17 protein-coding genes are annotated in these 16,791 nt (G+C 55.8%); 11 read left to right on the top strand and 6 right to left on the bottom strand.

Annotation, left to right across the window (positions count from 1 at the left end; translation table 11 throughout):
• From WC598_RS12380 to pgk, 4 genes are all read left to right on the top strand, one after another.
• A partial coding sequence (locus tag WC598_RS12380) for an ATP synthase subunit A (RefSeq protein ID WP_372961812.1) occupies nucleotides 1–1,736 on the top strand: 1,736 nt, incomplete at its 5' end.
• A complete protein-coding gene (locus WC598_RS12375; RefSeq protein WP_372961811.1) occupies nucleotides 1,733–3,121 on the top strand; it encodes an ATP synthase subunit B in 1,389 nt (462 codons plus the stop codon). The genes WC598_RS12380 and WC598_RS12375, both read left to right, overlap by 4 nt.
• A gap of 7 nt (nucleotides 3,122–3,128) precedes the next feature.
• Nucleotides 3,129–3,758: a V-type ATP synthase subunit D gene (locus WC598_RS12370; RefSeq protein WP_372961810.1), complete on the top strand. Its 630-nt coding sequence runs from the start codon at nucleotides 3,129–3,131 to the stop codon at nucleotides 3,756–3,758.
• A gap of 21 nt (nucleotides 3,759–3,779) precedes the next feature.
• Nucleotides 3,780–4,994: a phosphoglycerate kinase gene (gene pgk / locus WC598_RS12365; RefSeq protein ID WP_372961809.1), complete on the top strand. Its 1,215-nt coding sequence runs from the start codon at nucleotides 3,780–3,782 to the stop codon at nucleotides 4,992–4,994.
• Nucleotides 4,995–5,004: 10 nt separating this feature from the next.
• Here pgk and WC598_RS12360 read toward each other — a convergent pair whose 3' ends face one another.
• Nucleotides 5,005–5,496, bottom strand: a complete 492-nt coding sequence (locus tag WC598_RS12360) for a hypothetical protein (RefSeq protein WP_372961808.1) — start codon at nucleotides 5,494–5,496, stop codon at nucleotides 5,005–5,007.
• Nucleotides 5,497–5,652: 156 nt separating this feature from the next.
• Between WC598_RS12360 and WC598_RS12355 the strand changes: the two genes are divergently transcribed.
• From WC598_RS12355 to WC598_RS12330, 6 genes are all read left to right on the top strand, one after another.
• A complete protein-coding gene (locus WC598_RS12355) occupies nucleotides 5,653–5,967 on the top strand; it encodes a hypothetical protein (protein ID WP_372961807.1) in 315 nt (104 codons plus the stop codon).
• A 79-nt stretch (nucleotides 5,968–6,046) separates the two neighbouring features.
• On the top strand, nucleotides 6,047–6,526 hold the full coding sequence (gene rlmH, locus WC598_RS12350; protein ID WP_372961806.1) for a 23S rRNA (pseudouridine(1915)-N(3))-methyltransferase RlmH: 480 nt from the start codon (nucleotides 6,047–6,049) through the stop codon (nucleotides 6,524–6,526).
• A gap of 86 nt (nucleotides 6,527–6,612) precedes the next feature.
• On the top strand, nucleotides 6,613–6,804 hold the full coding sequence (locus WC598_RS12345; RefSeq protein WP_372961805.1) for a hypothetical protein: 192 nt from the start codon (nucleotides 6,613–6,615) through the stop codon (nucleotides 6,802–6,804).
• 81 nt (nucleotides 6,805–6,885) lie between these two features.
• Entirely contained in the window at nucleotides 6,886–7,593 is a 708-nt protein-coding gene (locus tag WC598_RS12340; protein ID WP_372961804.1) for a VIT1/CCC1 transporter family protein, read from the top strand.
• A gap of 287 nt (nucleotides 7,594–7,880) precedes the next feature.
• Nucleotides 7,881–8,327 (top strand): HEAT repeat domain-containing protein, encoded by a 447-nt coding sequence (locus tag WC598_RS12335; RefSeq protein ID WP_372961803.1) that lies wholly within the window; start codon nucleotides 7,881–7,883, stop codon nucleotides 8,325–8,327.
• A gap of 234 nt (nucleotides 8,328–8,561) precedes the next feature.
• A complete protein-coding gene (locus WC598_RS12330) occupies nucleotides 8,562–10,031 on the top strand; it encodes an MFS transporter (RefSeq protein ID WP_372961802.1) in 1,470 nt (489 codons plus the stop codon).
• Between the two features lie 986 nt (nucleotides 10,032–11,017).
• On the opposite strand, the gene WC598_RS12325 is transcribed toward WC598_RS12330, so the two are convergent.
• Nucleotides 11,018–11,602 (bottom strand): class I SAM-dependent methyltransferase, encoded by a 585-nt coding sequence (locus WC598_RS12325; RefSeq protein WP_372961801.1) that lies wholly within the window; start codon nucleotides 11,600–11,602, stop codon nucleotides 11,018–11,020.
• Nucleotides 11,603–11,654: 52 nt separating this feature from the next.
• Between WC598_RS12325 and WC598_RS12320 the strand changes: the two genes are divergently transcribed.
• Nucleotides 11,655–11,780 (top strand): hypothetical protein, encoded by a 126-nt coding sequence (locus WC598_RS12320; protein WP_372961800.1) that lies wholly within the window; start codon nucleotides 11,655–11,657, stop codon nucleotides 11,778–11,780.
• A gap of 38 nt (nucleotides 11,781–11,818) precedes the next feature.
• Here WC598_RS12320 and WC598_RS12315 read toward each other — a convergent pair whose 3' ends face one another.
• From WC598_RS12315 to WC598_RS12300, 4 genes are all read right to left on the bottom strand, one after another.
• Nucleotides 11,819–12,637 carry a hypothetical protein gene (locus WC598_RS12315; protein WP_372961799.1) on the bottom strand — a complete coding sequence of 273 codons (819 nt, stop codon included), beginning with the start codon at nucleotides 12,635–12,637 and terminating at the stop codon, nucleotides 11,819–11,821.
• An 83-nt stretch (nucleotides 12,638–12,720) separates the two neighbouring features.
• A complete protein-coding gene (lysS, locus tag WC598_RS12310) occupies nucleotides 12,721–14,253 on the bottom strand; it encodes a lysine--tRNA ligase (protein ID WP_372961798.1) in 1,533 nt (510 codons plus the stop codon).
• Nucleotides 14,254–14,362: 109 nt separating this feature from the next.
• A complete protein-coding gene (locus WC598_RS12305; RefSeq protein ID WP_372961797.1) occupies nucleotides 14,363–15,739 on the bottom strand; it encodes an NAD(P)/FAD-dependent oxidoreductase in 1,377 nt (458 codons plus the stop codon).
• A gap of 76 nt (nucleotides 15,740–15,815) precedes the next feature.
• Nucleotides 15,816–16,772, bottom strand: coding sequence for a hypothetical protein (locus tag WC598_RS12300; RefSeq protein ID WP_372961796.1), 957 nt, complete (start codon nucleotides 16,770–16,772; stop codon nucleotides 15,816–15,818).
• Nucleotides 16,773–16,791 lie beyond the last annotated feature (19 nt).

Below are 16,791 nucleotides of genomic sequence, written 5' to 3'. Positions count from 1 at the left end.
AGAAACAAGGGGTCCTGAAAAGGATCGCCGGCCCTGTCGTTACGGCAGTCAACCTTGACGCCCACATGTACGATGTGGTGAAGGTCGGCAAAGAAGCGCTGATGGGAGAAGTCATCAAGATCCAGGGTAATAACACCATCATCCAGGTGTACGAGGATACCTCCGGTATCCGCCCGGGTGAACCGGTCACCAACACCGGGCTCTCGCTCGCGGTTGAACTCGGTCCCGGTCTCCTGACCAGTATCTATGATGGTATCCAGCGTCCTCTCGAAGTCCTCGTGGACAAGATGGGCAACTTCATCCAGCGTGGTGTAACAGCACCCGGCCTCTCCCATGAAAAGAAATGGACTTTCAAGCCGGTCGTAAAGGCCGGTGACAAAGTTGAACCGGGAGCAATCCTTGGCGAAGTTCAGGAAACCAACATCGTCCAGAAGATTATGCTCCCGCCCAATGCAAAGGCAGGCGTTGTCAAGACGATCAAGAGCGGGGACTTCACCGTTGACGAGACCATCTGTATTCTCGAAGACGGCCGCGAGTACCCGATGATCCAGCGCTGGCCGGTCCGTGTCCCCCGCCCTGTGAGAGAGAAGAAGAACCCGACGATTCCGCTGATCACCGGTCAGAGAATCCTCGACGGTCTCTTCCCGATCGCAAAGGGTGGCACTGCCGCAATTCCCGGACCGTTCGGGAGCGGCAAGACCGTTACCCAGCAGCAGCTGGCCAAGTGGTCGGATGCCGAGATCGTGGTTTACATCGGCTGCGGTGAACGCGGCAACGAGATGACGGAAGTTCTGACCGAATTCCCGCACCTCGAAGACCCGAAGTCCGGAAAGCCCCTCATGGAGCGGACGGTGCTCATTGCAAACACGTCCAACATGCCGGTGGCCGCCCGTGAAGCCTCGGTTTACACCGGTATCACCATCGCGGAATACTTCCGTGACATGGGGTACGACGTCTCTTTAATGGCAGACTCGACCTCCCGCTGGGCAGAAGCCATGCGTGAGATCTCCAGCCGTCTTGAAGAGATGCCCGGTGAAGAAGGTTACCCGGCATACCTTGCAGCCCGCCTCTCGGAATTCTACGAGCGGGCCGGCCTTGTCGAGACCCTGAACGGGGCCTCCGGATCGGTCTCGGTTATTGGTGCAGTTTCACCGCCCGGTGGAGACTTCTCGGAGCCGGTCACCCAGAACACCCTGCGTATCGTCAAGGTCTTCTGGGCACTGGATGCAAAACTCTCCCAGCGCCGGCACTTCCCGGCTATCAACTGGCTCAACTCCTACTCGCTTTACCTCGAAGCACTCCACGACTACTATGACCGTGAAGTATCCCCCGACTGGAACAAGATCCGGTCCTGGGCCATGGAAGTCCTCCAGAAGGAAGCCGAACTCCAGGAGATCGTGCAGCTCGTCGGTTCCGATGCCCTGCCCGAGTCAGAACAGGTGACGATCGAAGTTGCCCGTATGATTCGTGAGATCTTCCTCCAGCAGAACGCCTACGACGCCGTAGACACGTTCTGTGACATGAAGAAACAGTACGACATGATGAAGGCGATCAAGACCTTCGCCGATCTTGCCTATGCGGCCCAGCTCGCCGGGGTCAGCCCGGCGCAGATCAACACGGTCCAGTCCAAGAACGAGCTGCCCCAGATCAAGTTCATCAAGGACTACAAGCCTGAACTGGCGAAGATTGAGAAGCAGATGGACGCTGAGTTCAACACACTGAGGTCGGCAGCATGAAGGAATACAGGACGATAAGCAAGATTGCAGGTCCCCTCGTCTTTGTCGAAAAGACCGAGCCGATTGCCTACGGAGAACTCGTAAACATCATCCTCTCCGATGGTACAACCAAGCGCGGCCAGGTGCTCGACACGAGCGATGAGCTGGTCGTTGTCCAGATCTTCGAGAACACGACCGGTATCGGCAGGGACAGCGGCGTCCGGTTCACGGGCGAAACCATCAAGATGCCCGTAGGCCGTGAGATGCTCGGCCGTATCCTGTCCGGTGGCGGTAAGCCTATCGACGGCGGCCCGGAGATTGTTCCGGAGAAGCGCCTCGACATCAACGGTGCAGCTATCAACCCGTATGCCCGGGGCATGCCGGCGGATTTCATCCAGACCGGTATCTCGACCATTGACGGTACCAACACCCTTGTCCGTGGCCAGAAACTTCCGATCTTCTCGGCAGCAGGTCTCCCGCACAACAACGTTGCGCTCCAGATCGCACGGCAGGCAAAAGTGCCCGGCTCAACCGAGAGTTTTGCAGTAGTCTTTGCTGCAATGGGTATCACGAAGGAAGAAGCCAACTACTTCATGCAGGATTTCGAGCGCACGGGTGCACTCGAGCGTGCCGTGGTTTTCCTCAACCTTGCGGATGACCCGGCCGTCGAGCGTATCATCACTCCGCGTCTCGCCCTGACCACCGCCGAATACCTTGCCTTCGAGCTCGGTATGCACGTGCTGGTTATCCTCACGGATATGACCAACTACTGCGAAGCGCTCCGTCAGATCGGTGCAGCCCGTGAAGAAGTGCCCGGTCGCCGTGGCTATCCGGGGTACATGTACACGGATCTCGCCAACATCTACGAGCGTGCCGGTATGATCAAAGGTCTCAAGGGTTCCGTTACCCAGATCCCGATCCTGACCATGCCCGGTGACGATATCACCCACCCGATCCCCGACCTGACCGGCTATATCACGGAAGGCCAGATCGTGGTCAACCGTGACCTTCACCGCAAGGGTATCTACCCGCCCATCAACGTGCTGCCCTCGCTGTCACGGCTGATGAACCTCGGTATCGGCAAAGGAAAAACCCGTGAGGACCACAAGAAGGTCTCCGACCAGATGTACGCCGGGTACGCAGAAGGCAACGACCTCCGCGGCCTCGTGGCCATCGTAGGTAAGGACGCTCTCTCCGAGCGTGACCGCCTCCTCCTCGAGTTTGCGGATCTCTTCGAGAACCGGATTGTCCGCCAGGGCTATGACGAAGACCGCACCATCGAGGACACCCTGAACATCGGCTGGGATATCCTCTCGACACTGCCGGTTGAACAGCTCACCCGTATCGACCGCGAGCTGATCCACAAGTACCACCCGAAATTCAAGGCCGGTGCAAAGAAGGAGTAGATAGTCCATGGCGCTGCGCGATATCAAGCCAACCCGTTCGGAGCTGATCAACCTCAAGCGGAAGATCCAGCTCTCCGAGCGCGGCTACAAGATCCTCAAGATGAAGCGCGATGGACTGATCTTAGAATTTTTCAAGATCCTTGCAAACGCGAAGGACAGCAGGGGCGAACTTCTCAAGAAGTACGACCGCGCTGTCGAGATGATGGCCCTTGCCAACACCGTTGAGGGGGCCATCGGGGTGAAATCTGCTGCATTCTCCGTCAAGGAAGTGCCGGAGATCTCCTTAAAAAGCAAGAACATCATGGGGGTTGTCGTCCCCCAGATTGAATCGAGTAAAGTCAGGAAGAGTGTTGTCGACCGGGGCTATGGTATGCTCGGCACATCCACGGTCATCGATGAGACGGCTTCTGCCTTTGAAGAACTGGTTGAATCCATCATCGAGAGTGCCGAGATCGAGACAACGATGAAGCGCCTGCTCGATGAGATCGAGAAGACCAAGCGCCGGGTCAACGCACTCGAGTTCAAGGTCATCCCCGAGCTCACCGCAGCACGGGATTTCATCAAGATGCGCCTTGACGAGATGGAACGCGAAGAGCTCTTCCGGATGAAGAAGATCAAGGCGCGGAGCACTTCCTAACCAGGTTAAGGTGAGGTGTTGATGACGATTGGAACAATCAAGGAGCTGGGTACACAGGGAAAGACGGTCCTGCTCAGGCTCGATCTCAACTCCCCCATCGACCCCTCCTCCAATCTTATTCTTGATGACAAACGTTTCCGCGAGCACCTGCCAACCATAAGGGCCCTCTCGGACAGCCGTGTTGTGATTGTTACCCACCAGAGCCGGCCGGGAAAGAAGGATTTCACAACGCTCGAAGCCCATGCCGAGAAACTCGAACAGCTTCTCGGAAAGCCCGTCATGTACGTGGACAGCATATTCAGCCGCCAGGCCCGCGAGGCGGTCCACGCCATGAAAATCGGTGAGGTGCTGATGCTTGAGAACGTCCGGTTCAATGCAGAAGAGAACCTGACGCTCAAACCCGAGGAAGCCAAAAAAACACATCTCGTCAAGAAGCTCTCTTCGATGGCGGATGTCTTTGTCAACGATGCGTTCGGCACGGCTCACCGCTCGCAGCCCACGGTCGTCGGTCTCCCGATGGCCATGCGCTCCGCAGGGGGCCTCCTCATGGAAAAGGAGGTCTTCACGCTCTCGAAAGTCTTCTCCGGCGCTCCCCGCCCGGTCTGCATGGTCCTCGGCGGCACCAAGGTGGATGACTCCATCGATGTTGCCCGCCATGTCCTTGACCAGGGAATTGCAGACCAGGTGATCGTCATTGGCGTTGTTGCCAATGTCTTCCTGATAGCAGCAGGGTACAATATCGGCAAACCCTCCACGCAGCTGATTGCCCAGCTCAAATACCAGGCTGAGATCGAGAAGGCAAAGGAGATCCTCGTGCGGCACAGGGACCGGGTTCTCATGCCCCAGTCGGTTGCCGTCCGCGAGAATAACCGCCGGGTCGAATATCCTGTAGCAAAGATTCCTGAAGACGCACCGGTTCTCGATATCGGGATGGATGCGATCCAGGACTTTGTCCAGGCACTCAAAAAGGCCGGCACCGTTGTCTTCAATGGCCCCGCCGGGCTCTTTGAGGAAGCGGATTTTGCCACCGGCACCTACGAGATGCTCAAGGCGGCATCCCGGGTGGAGTTTTCGGTTGTCGGCGGTGGCCATACGGCTGTTGTCATCGAGAAGATGGGGCTTGAGCAGGACTTCACGCACATCTCCACGGGTGGCGGAGCCTGTATCGAGTTCCTGACCGGCAAGAAACTGCCGGCTGTAGATGCCCTGGAACAGTCAAAAAAGATATTTGGTTAATTTCTCCTTTTCATTCCTTTTTCAAGAGCGCGTTGAGCATAAAGTCGGAAACAGGGTTGTTGTACCGTTTCCGGATAACCATCTGTGCCGGTTGTACCTGCTCCGTATGGGCGGTTGCGGCGGCGGGTGCTCCCACAGGAACCATCTGGAGGACCGGCATTTTGATACCCTGCCCGCGTCCCCGCAGGGTACTGAGTACGGCAAAGGAGAAGGCCAGTGCCGTGAACATGAAGAGGCAGATGGCAAAGAGGGTGGTAATCCCGAGGATGAGCATGAAGCGGGTACCCTGCGTGAGTGCAAAGACTCCGACGAAGAAGAGGGCCCAGAAAAGGACAACGGAGATCTTCGTGGTCTCGATTGGGCTGGAAATGCTGCGGGTGCGTTTCGATTCATCCCCTGCGGGGAACTGATCGATCATCTTGCCAAGCACCAGGAGCGCGATGCTGCAGCCGACAGCAAAGACAGCCACAATTCCAAGGAGTAATATAAGGAATTCGTTCATCTCGTTCACCTCACAATAAACTCCTATTTCTCGCCGCGCTATAAAAAGTATTCCATAAGTAATGTTTATGGAATACAATGACTGAAAATAGATTACTTAAAGATTACCCCGGGCATTTAACAGCCTATTTATAGTATTTTGCCCCAGTTTATGGGAATGGCTGAGAAGGTACCGGCAACTCGTGGAGAACGGGTTGCAATCTCGTATAAAATGCCCCCCAATATCTATGAAAAGGTCAATAAACTCGTGTATGAGGAAAAGAAGTTCTCCACGGTCTCTGACTGCATTACGCAAGCTTTATTAGCCTTCGTCGATAATCACCACGATATGGGACAGTTCAAAGAGCTGTTCAGAGACTACATGTCATCCGATGAGGGTCGGGAACTCATGAAGAATATGATGAAAGAAGTGCTTCTGGATACATTATCCCACCAGAAAATTGATCCCAAGGAAGCCAAAAGAAATCCATAGGTAACATACTTCCACCCCCTCCTTTTCCTCTCCGTGCAGCCTGCGTTATGGATAAATAGTTGATTTTTTAAGGCAAACCATGCAGATCCGTGTTGTTGCAGTGGGAAAGATCAAGGAGATGTTCCTGCAGGATGGGATCGCAGAGTTTGAGAAACGCCTGCGCCCGTACGTGAAACTGCAGGTTATCGAGATTGCGGATGAAAAGCGCCCGCTCTCTGCCCCGCCCGCCCTTGAATCTGCCGCAATAGAAAAGGAAGGGGAGCGGATTCTCCTGGCACTTCCGGAGAACTCGTTTGTCATTGCCCTTGACGTTAAGGGGCAGGCCTGGTCAAGCGTTGAGCTCGCGGGGGCTTTCCGCGAGTGGGAACTTGCCGGAAACAATCAGCTGGCTTTTGTTATCGGTGGAGATCTTGGCCTGTCCCCTGCCGTCCTCTCCCGGAGCAACCTGCGCCTCTCCCTCTCGAAGATGACTTTCACTCATCCGATGGCCCGGCTTCTCCTGCTGGAACAGGTGTACCGGGCGTTCCGGATCCTCCGGGGCGAACCGTATCACAAGTAACGGTCCCGGTTCGGTTGTTCCTTTCTTCCAAAATCCGGCTATCCGACCCGCACATATATGTCCTGAAACACCGGACAGAGAGCGTGATGACAAAAAAGGAACATGCCACAAAACTGGTTGATGAGAAGTCCGGACTCATGGAGTGCCTTGTCTGCGGGGAAAAGTACCATACAACGGTCAAGGCCGGTGCTGACGGGAAGTTCCTGCCCGAGAACTGGGAATGCGTCAACAAGTGCCGGCTCATCCATGACGACAAGAAGCCGGCACAGAAAAAGTAACTTCAGCCTCTCCTACCCTTTCTTATTTTTTGGGCTCGCACATGTTTCCATGATTTTATTGTCAGTGTGGCAGGTTCGGCCATGAGTGAGATACGGAGTCCGTCGTTCCTCTCCCGGACAAAGGATTCGATCCGTAATTGTTCGGGTGAGATCGTCTTCGGTATGTCGGACGGTGTTGTCTCGATCTTCGGGCTGGTGGCAGGTATGGTTGCCGGTGCCCAGTCCGGCAACGTAATCCTCCTTGCCGGCGCAACGGCCGCGATCGCCGCCACGGTATCGATGATGGCCGGCGTCTTTCTTGACCTGGAATCCGAGCGGGATGCTGCACGGGTGGAGGCAAGGGCGCGGGCGGCTGAGATCCGCCAGGATCCCGAAGGTGCCGTGAACAAGCTCATAGGCGACCTTCAGGGAACCGGCCTCTCTGAAAAGAGTCTTGAAGCGCTCCGCGCGGACATGAAGGCAAATCCTCTTGCGATCCAGAAGTTCGAGGATGCTGTGGCGGGCGAGGAGGAGACCGCGGCGCAGAAAACCTCGCCAATTATCCATGCCTGCTGGATGGGAATTGCGGATTTCATTGCGGCAATGACCCCGGTGATCCCGTTCATTTTCCTCCCTCTGGAACAGGCAAAGATCGTCTTTATCTTCGGAACGGCCCTCCTCCTCATCCTGCTCGGTATCGGGCGGGCAAAGCTTGGCGAACGCCCGATGCTTCGGACCGTGCTTGAGACCTGTGTCATTGCGGCTGCCGCGGCCATAGCGGGCGCACTGATCGGTCTACTGATCAGCTGAACCGCGTGCGGGACATCCGGGTCGTTCACTCCCGGGCAGATTCCCCCTCCCTTTTTTGGAATCACGTGGGGGAAGGATTATGGGTATCAATACATTTTTTATATCTTGATGGCATTATATTGAACTAATGTACCAGTCCGGTCCTTCCAGGGAAATCATTGTGACACGGGTACGACCCGCTTTTGGTAAGCGGAAGCTTTTCTTCACTTGTTAGGAACCGGCATTTCCGGTTTTCTGGCAGGATTGGTATTGTTATCTGAATTTGTGAGTTTTTTACGGAATCTGATATGGATCTGATGGCGGAACAACAGAATCATGAGTGGTACAGCAGCCTCCCCGGGCGGGGAGCGGTCTATGATTTGACCTCTACGGCGATGTCCGGCCCCTCTCCCGAGGGGCGGTTGCGGGCCGTAATCATGCTCGGGAAGAGCGATGACCCCCGGGCGGTCCGTCCCCTGATGGATCTGCTGGGGGATCGTGACAGGGCAATCCGGGGTGCAGCAGCAATTGCATTAGGCCAATTGAAGAGCGGCCGTTCCGTGGAAGTGCTGCTTGAACGGTTACGGGACAGGAACGAGGATGCGGAAATCCGGAATCTGGCGATAATGGCGCTTGCCGCGATAAGGAGTACCGGTGCACTCCGTGGTCTTAGGGAGTTTATTGCAGAAACGGGTGAGGATCCGGCTCTTCGTTCCTCTGCTGGGGAACACCTTTCCCGGCTGGGAACCTGGTAATACGGCATCTTCGCCCTCCCTTTTTCGGGCGGGACCTTGATAGTCTGCTTTTTCACCAGTATGCCCCCGCTGCAACTGCTTGGGTATGCAGATATACAATCACGGGAAAAACGTGATACAATGATTCCGGAGTGAGACTGCAACCTCCTCCCCCCCGGATATTGAACGGGGGCGGCGGTGCACCGTTTGACCATCCGGGCTGACGGGGGTATGTGTACCCCCGGGAAACCTCCCATGACCTCCGCGGGAAACTTATCCGGGACTCTTCCCGGTGCGCCGGTAAAAGCCCTTGCGCCGGCCCCCCTCATAACCCCGACCGGAAAAAAGATTGTGCTCCTGATTGCTGTACTGTCCGGGTTCATTACACCCTTTGACGGCTCGGCCGTGAACGTAGCCCTGCCGATCATGGGGGCAGAGTTCCAGATGGATGCGATCTCGCTTTCGTGGATAGCAACCGCGTATCTTCTTGCCGCTGCCCTTTTCCTTGTGCCGTTTGGGAAGATCGCTGATATCTACGGGAGAAAACGGATCTATTTATTCGGTATTGCGATCTTCACCCTCGCGTCCCTTGCAATGGTTCTCGTACCCTCCACCGGCCTGCTTATCGCAGTCCGGGTGGTCCAGGGATTGGGGGGGGCCATGATCTACGGAACCGGAGTAGCAATCCTCTCGTCGGTCTTTCCCCCGGGGGAGCGGGGAAAAGCGCTTGGGATCTACATCATGTCCGTGTACTTCGGGCTTACCATGGGCCCGTTCCTGGGCGGTGTCCTGACCCAGTACTTTGGCTGGCGGAGCATCTTTTTAGTGAACGTTCCCATCGGGATCATTGCCTGCCTGCTCGTCCTCTGGAAGCTTGACGGGGAATGGGCTGAATGTGCGGGAGAAAGCTTCGATCTCACCGGGTCGGTCATCTATGCCTGCTCGCTCGTGGCGGTGATGTACGGCTTCTCGCTTGTCCCGGATCCCGCGGGACTCGGCCTTATTGCGTTTGGCGGTATCCTCGGGGTAGCGTTTGCCCTCTATGAGTTGCGGATCCCGGTGCCGGTCCTGGACATGCGCCTTCTCCTGAACAACCGGGTCTTTGCGTTTTCCAACCTGGCTGCGCTCATCAATTACAGCGCGACCTTTGCGGTCACCTTCCTCCTGAGTCTCGATCTCCAGTACACCAAGGGATTCTCTCCTGAACAAGCCGGTCTCATCCTGATCATCCAGCCGGCGATCATGGCCGTCCTCTCACCGGTCGCCGGGAAGCTCTCCGACCGGATCGAGCCCCAGGTCGTTGCTTCGGCAGGCATGGCGCTGACTGCCCTCGGGCTGTTCATGCTCGTCCTGGTTGTGGAATCAACACCCCTGTGGTACATTATCCTCTGCCTGGTCGTGCTTGGCCTTGGTTTTGGGCTCTTCTCCTCACCGAACACCAACGCGATCATGAGTTCGGTGGAGAAACGGTACTACGGGGTTGCGTCCGGCATGAACGGGACCATGCGGCTTGTGGGCCAGATGTTCTCGATGGGTGTTGCAATGATGCTCTTTTCTGTCTTCATCGGCCCTGAAGTGATAACTCCTGAGTTTTACCCGCAGTTCATCATGAGCATGCATTCTGCGTTTGTGATCTTTGCAGGGCTCTGCGTTCTCGGGATTGGGGCATCCCTGATGCGGGGGAAACGGAAACCGGCAGCCGTGCCGGGCACCGGGCGGGAATAATTTTTTAATCAAACGCGATCCTAATCGCGATTGAATACCTGATCCGGATCAACCAAACCCTGATTATTATTTTTCAACCGGTCTTTGATTGAAAAATTTCAGGCAGACTTCGATTGATTTGTTTTGAGCACCCCTTGATTAAAATGCAGGGGCCGGGTGCGCCTCTCCGTCGTAAGCTGGTTTTCCGGGTTTATGTACCCTGGTTAACTTTCAGCAACCAGACCTTGAATTTTATTTTTCAACCAGCCCTTGCTTGAAAACTTTTCAGCAGGGTTTGATTTCAGATTTTTCATCGCGATCAGGATCGCGGTTGAAAATCCGATCCGGATCAATCAAACCTTGATTTTAAAATTTTAACCGGATCTTGATTGAAAAATTTTAGGCAGACTTCGATTGAAATTTTTTAAGCACACCTTGATTGAAAAGTGGTGGCCGGATGCACCTCTCCGTCGTAATCTGGTTTTTTGGATTTATGGACACCTGATTAACTTTCAGCAACCAGACCTTGAATTTTATTTTTCAACCAGACCCTGATTGAAAACTTTTCAGCAGGGTTTGATTTCAAAATTTTCATCGCGACCATGATCGCGGTTGAAAATCCGATCCGGATCAATCAAACCTTGATTTTAAAATTTTAACCGGATCTTGATTGAAAAATTTTAAGCACACTTTGATTGAAAAGTGGTGGCCGGATGCACCTCTCCGTCGTAATCTGGTTTTTTGGATTTATGGACACCTGATTAACTTTCAGCAACCAGACCTTGAATTTTATTTTTCAACCAGACCCTGATTGAAAACTTTTCAGCAGGGTTTGATCTCAAAATTTTCATCGCGACCATGATCGCGATTGAAATGCTGATCCGGATCAATCAAACCCTGATTGTTTTTTTCCGGCAGGGTTTGCTGGTAAATTTTTTCGTGATCAGGATCGCGACTAACATGCAGAACCGGACACGGGTGAGCTATAATGACCTCCCCACGTCACATCATTTCCTCATCCCTGCTGCCCGGTTCACGAAGAAGAATGACCGGTCAACCTGCAAAAACCCCGCCTCTTCAGCGAGCGCAAGTTTGTCCCTGAACTCTTTGCCGGAGACAAGGAATGGCGGCTCTGAAAAGAAGAACTGCCCGTTAGGCTTCAGCAGCAGGGCAATCTCCCGGAACAGTTTCGCCGGATCCGGCACCTCATGGACAACGAAGATGGCGAATGCAGCATCAAAGGTCCCGTTCAGGTCCGGGGGGAGGTTGATCGAATCGGGTCTGCACTGGTGTGTTGTGACCCGTGAGCGAAGACCCTCTGATTCCATCTTCTCCTGCACAATCCGGAGCATCTCATACTGCAAATCAACGGAAACGACCTGCCCGTTTTCGCCAACCCTCCGGGCAAATTCACGGGTGAAGAACCCGGGTCCGCACCCGAAATCAAGCACGCGGTCTCCCGGCCGGACGTACCGCTCCGCGAGCCGGTCGGGGCGGTAGAGGAACCGGCGCAGCGGCGTGTCCAGGTGGGCCGCATTCTTCGCAGAGAAGACCTCATGCTGGTGGTGTTCTGTTTTTCCCTCATTCTTCATGGAGAAAGATCAGGAAAGAAAGGTGATAACCGTTTTGTCAGAATCAGGTTGGATGGCGGGTATTACCTCCTCCCGGCAACCGCAAACACCCGCGTGGCGTACTTCGATGGACTGCTGCCGGGAGGACACGCAGGGTTCGTATGAGATGGTCACGTTCTACCTGGCAGAAAATACGTGATGACGGGGATTCTGGATATTCCCCTTATTTTTTGGTGTTTATCTGTTCAGCCGCCCGCAGACAATTGTCGTGTCCTTCTCGCCGGCACCGGTGCTCGCCCCGCCCTCCCAGTAGAGACCGGTCGGGCTGCCTTCCCCGTCCACCATAAACCCGAGGATACCGGAGCCGAGGCCGGTCTTATCCACGGAACCGGCCCGTGAATCCGCGGTGTGAACCGTGCCCGTTGAATCAAAGATCCGGACAAGTACCTCGTCCGTCCGCTTCGGGTTTACCTTTGGTTCCCCGGCAATGATCCACATGTGGCCGGTGTCGAACGTGCTTGGTTTCAGCCAGAGGCAGATATCCCCCGGCTGGAGATCGTGTGGATGATCCACTCTTGTTCCCAGGAGCGCAATGGGACTTTTGGTATTGAGGTTGCCAAAGGTGGCGGCATACGACTCGATGGAGGGGTTGACACCCTTCCCAATCTCCCTGTAAGCGGCGGGGGTGGCATTCATCAGCACGTGATCGACAAAGCCGAGGCAGTCGAATTTGTAAATTCCTGCCGCATCATCATCCGTGTAAGGAGGGTGGACGTACTCGGTGGATTTGATGTTCCGGAACATGCGGTACGCCTCTTTCCAGACCACGCTGTCGGATTTCACCGCCGCCAGTTCCGCTGCTATGCCTGACGCGGGTGCCGGGAGGGTATGGCCTGAGGCTGGTATTTCCGCAACAGCGGTCTTTTCGGGACTGACCGAATTCGTGCCCGCCGTTGTCGTCAGTGTTTGTTGTGCCGGGTTTGTTGTGCACCCGGAGGCTGCAACAAGCAAACCGAGAACAAGGAAAATGATAAGAACCGGGTTGCGGGAATCCATACGCAGGTACTACCGCCGTGGCACATATAGTATTCGAAAAAACCGCCCGGAAAAAATGAAAAACGAGGGATGAACCGGGAATATCAGTTCCCTGCAACCGGCTTGTCCTCGCCCTCTTCGTCTGCCTCGCCCGGCTGGAGGGTCTTCATCGAGGGGAAGAGGATGACTTCCTTGATGGAGTTGTTGTTGGTAAGGAGCATCACGAGCCGGTCGATGCCGATCCCGACTCCGCCGGTCGGGGGCATGCCGTACCCGATGGCGTTGATGAAGTCGTAGTCGATCATCTGGGCCTCGACATCACCCTGCCGGCGCTTCTCGTCCTGCGCCTCGAACCGTTCTTTCTGGTCAACCGGGTCATTGAGCTCCGAGAACCCGTTGCCCACTTCCATGCCGGCAATGAAGAGCTCGAACCGCTCGGTGAAACCCTCCTTCTCGCGGTGGCGCTTGGCGAGCGGGGAGTTCTCGACCGGGTAATCATAGATGAACGTCGGCTGGATGAGTTTCTCCTCAACAAGGCCTTCGAAGAAGGCGATGAGGTACTCCCGCTGGGACTGGGGCTTGTCCGGGTCCTCGATCCTGTGCTCGTGGGCGAGCTTGCGGAGCTCTTCGACCGAGTGGGCAAAGATGTCTATGCCACCTATCTCCTTCACCGAATCCGCCATGGAGAGTTTCTTCCAGGGTGCCGTGAAGTCAAGGGTAATCTCCCCGAAGGGGAGCTCGGTTTTCCCGTGGATCTGCCCGATGATGTACGTGACAATGTTCTCGGTGAGCGCCATCATGTCCTTGAAGTCCCGGTACACCCAGTAGATCTCCACCATCGTGAACTCGGGGTTGTGATCCGCGTCCACACCCTCGTTCCGGAAGTTCCGCGAGATCTCGAAGACCTGCTCGAATCCCCCGACAATGAGCCGCTTCAAGTAGAGTTCCGGCGCGATCCGGAGGAAGAGCTTCTGGTCGAGGAAGTTGTGGTACGTGGTAAAGGGCCTTGCATTTGCCCCGCCGTACACCGGCTGGAGGATCGGGGTCTCGAACTCGAGGAAGTTGTGGTCATCGAGATACCTGCGGAGGAGCGAGACTATCCGGCTCCGGTTCCGGAAGGTCTGCCGGTTCTCGTCGTTCACGATCAGGTCCACGTACCGCTGGCGGTAGCGCTTCTCGATGTCTTTCAAGCCGTGGAACTTCTCCGGCAGGGAGCAGACCGCTTTTGTTAAGAGGACGAATGAGTCCACCCAGATGGTGATCTCGCCCAGTTTTGTCCGGAATACGTGACCAGAAACCCCGACAATGTCGCCCCGTTCAACGTACTGGTTGAAGAGCTCGAACTGTTCCTCCCCGAGATCGTTCTTGCGGATATAGAGCTGGATCTTGCCGCTCTCGTCCCCGAGGTCGGCAAAGATCGTCTTGCCGTGGTTCCGGACAATGTAGATCCTGCCCGCGGTCGATACGCTCTCGGCGCTCTTGTCGTGGGTAATGTCGGCATGGGTTGTCTTGATCTCAAGAACCGTGTTCCTCCGGTCAAACGTGGGGGGGAACATGGAAAGGCCTTTTTCGCGGAGGGCATGGATCTTGTCGATCCGCGTCTGGTCGAAGAGCGTATTTTCGGTGGGGCTGGTCATAAGTAAAACACCCGGGGAATGGGGAGATATGTATCGTAATAATGCGATTCCGGATGTAATAATACCTACAGCGCGGATGCCGGCACGGGAGAAAAACGGAGTGGTTCCCTTATGAGTCCTTACGCTTTCTGAGTATCTCTGATGCGTATTTCGCGAGCCCGTACACGCCGTCCGTTGACGGGTGGACCTCGATAAAATCCTCGAAGTCATGCACGGAGAAGTGGTGTTTCATCAAGAATGCCATGTAACCGGCGATCAATCCCCCTCCGGGCGAGACGGAGCAGATGCCGCTGATGGACCCGTCGGCCTCTACCATGATCTTGGCAAGACCGGTGTCGGATGCGGGGACCGACCAGAATGTTCCCGGCCCGGCAGGACCGGGGATGACGAGCGGCTTTGCGGTCCGGCTCCCGTCCGAGCAGAACGCGAGCTCGTACCCGAGGTTGATTGCCTGGGGGACGGCGGAATAATCCCTCCTCCGGTCTTTCCCGAGGATGTTGTCGGCAGCCACGATCCCCTGGTACCGGGCAACCGGTGTCAGGAACGGCGGGCCGGTCACGTCCCCGCAGGCATAGACGCCCGGCAGGTTCGTCTGCATCCGGTCGTCAACGACAACTTCGCCGTTCGGTCGTTTTTCCACACCGGCAATCATCTCTGATCGGGGAACGAGCCCGGCAGCGAGCAGGGCGGCATCACATTCGAGTATGGTATCGTTGCCCTCATCCCTGATGGTGAGGTGGAGTTTTTCCCCCTTTCGCTCAACCGATACCAACCCGGCCTGCTCCCGGATGGCAACTCCTGCAAGCTCGCGGATTGCCCGCTTCCGGATGTGCTCGTCAACGGTTTTGAGGAAACTGCTCCGGGAGAGGACCGTTACCCGGCACCCGAACCGGGAGAAGATGTAGGCAAACTCGGCTGCCATGACGCCCCCGCCGACAATGACGAGTTCCTTTGGCAGATGGTCTATATGCCAGAGGGTATGGGGAGTGAAGACGCCCGGGCTTTCGATCCCCGGGATGTCTGGAACATTCGGGCGGGAACCGGTGGCAAGGATAACGGCCTCTGCGGGGAGGGCCTCGTTCCCTACAACCACCTGTTTCCCGTCAAATCTGCCCTCGTTCCCGTACAGGATCCGGACCCCCGCGTCACGGGTCTCGCGATCCAGAACGGACGTGATGGTTTTCTGGACCTGCTGCATCTCGCGGAGAAGCGCGGGAAAGTTGATCTCCGAAACCGAGTCCGTGATCCCGAGCGTCCTGTAGGTACCGGCAGTCTGGAGAAAACGGGCTACATCATTGAGAGCGCAGACCGGCATGCAGCCATAATGGAGGCACTGCCCGCCAATCGTCCCGTATTCTACGAGGGTAACATCCTTTCCTGCGGATGCAAGGCGGATCGAGGCGATCCTCCCCGCCGGGCCACCTCCAAGGATGACTACCATGCAGGCCTCGCGAAGAGGGCGATGCATGTATGATGGCGTTGACATTGCGCAACGGATTTGGAAAAATGGGGTGTGGGGTTGTCTGCCTCACTGAGATACGGGATGGTATCGATCATGCGTCTTAGAAGACTTCAACGCCTTCGTCCATGGGTTGGGAGAGGATCTCGCCGGTGAATGCGTTCACTTCCACGATCTTCTTGCCCCGGATCTGCCATACGGGAATGTAGACCTGTTTGGTATCGACCGTGATGTTCTTCCGGTCGGGTTTCAAGACTTTCTCCTCGTAGAAGATTGCATCCCCCTTTTCCTGCTTGATCCGGACTTTCTGGGTCAGCCGCTCGATGAGCTCGTTTGTTATCCGCTCGGTTGCCTCATCCTTCCGGAGGTGGGGATCGCAGACCTCGGCACCGCCCGGGATCTCCTTCTCCTCAACAAGTTTCCCGTCAAGTTCGAGCCTGATCCCGTTGATGGCGTTGATGGCACCCCAGCCGTCCGCGTCGAACGGGATGCGGCGATCCTTGTACACCTGTTCACCGGAACTCTGGTAGTGGTAGAGGAAGTGTGGGATGAATCGGAGCTTTGCTGTTCCCTGGATGCCGGCAGTCCGGATTGCTGCCTGCTCGGAGAGTTTTATCGGGAAATGGAGCAGGGTGATCCCTGAGGCCTCCTCCTCAACAGGTGCTGCCGCTGCTGCAATCGCAGCCTTCTTCACTTTCGTCGGGGTGAGGTCGAGGGCAAGCTCGCGGCCTACAATATCAGCAAGGACCGCTTCACCGGTGTACTGGACGAACTCGCTGATCCCCCACTGGATGCAGTTCTCGGTTGCGACACCCTTCTCAAGAGTGAATAACAGCTTCTTGCAGGTCATCTCCTGGTCGTCGATCATGAGACTGTAATTGGTCTTGTCAAACTGGCCAATGACGCTGCCGTCATTTGAACAAAGCACCAGAAGGCATGTGTTGTCCCGTACTGCCGAGAGGTCGAGGGGTTCGTCAACCTCTTCAACCTCAAAACGCGCCGCTTCAAGAATGAGCCTCATGGCATTCTTGGCTTTTTCCCGCATCTCTTGTTCCATCATAAATACATTGCCCTACTCT

This window comes from Methanoregula sp., from assembly GCF_041645475.1.
In the GTDB taxonomy this organism is placed as follows: domain Archaea; phylum Halobacteriota; class Methanomicrobia; order Methanomicrobiales; family Methanospirillaceae; genus Methanoregula.
This window is presented reverse-complemented; position numbering and strand designations above follow the sequence as displayed.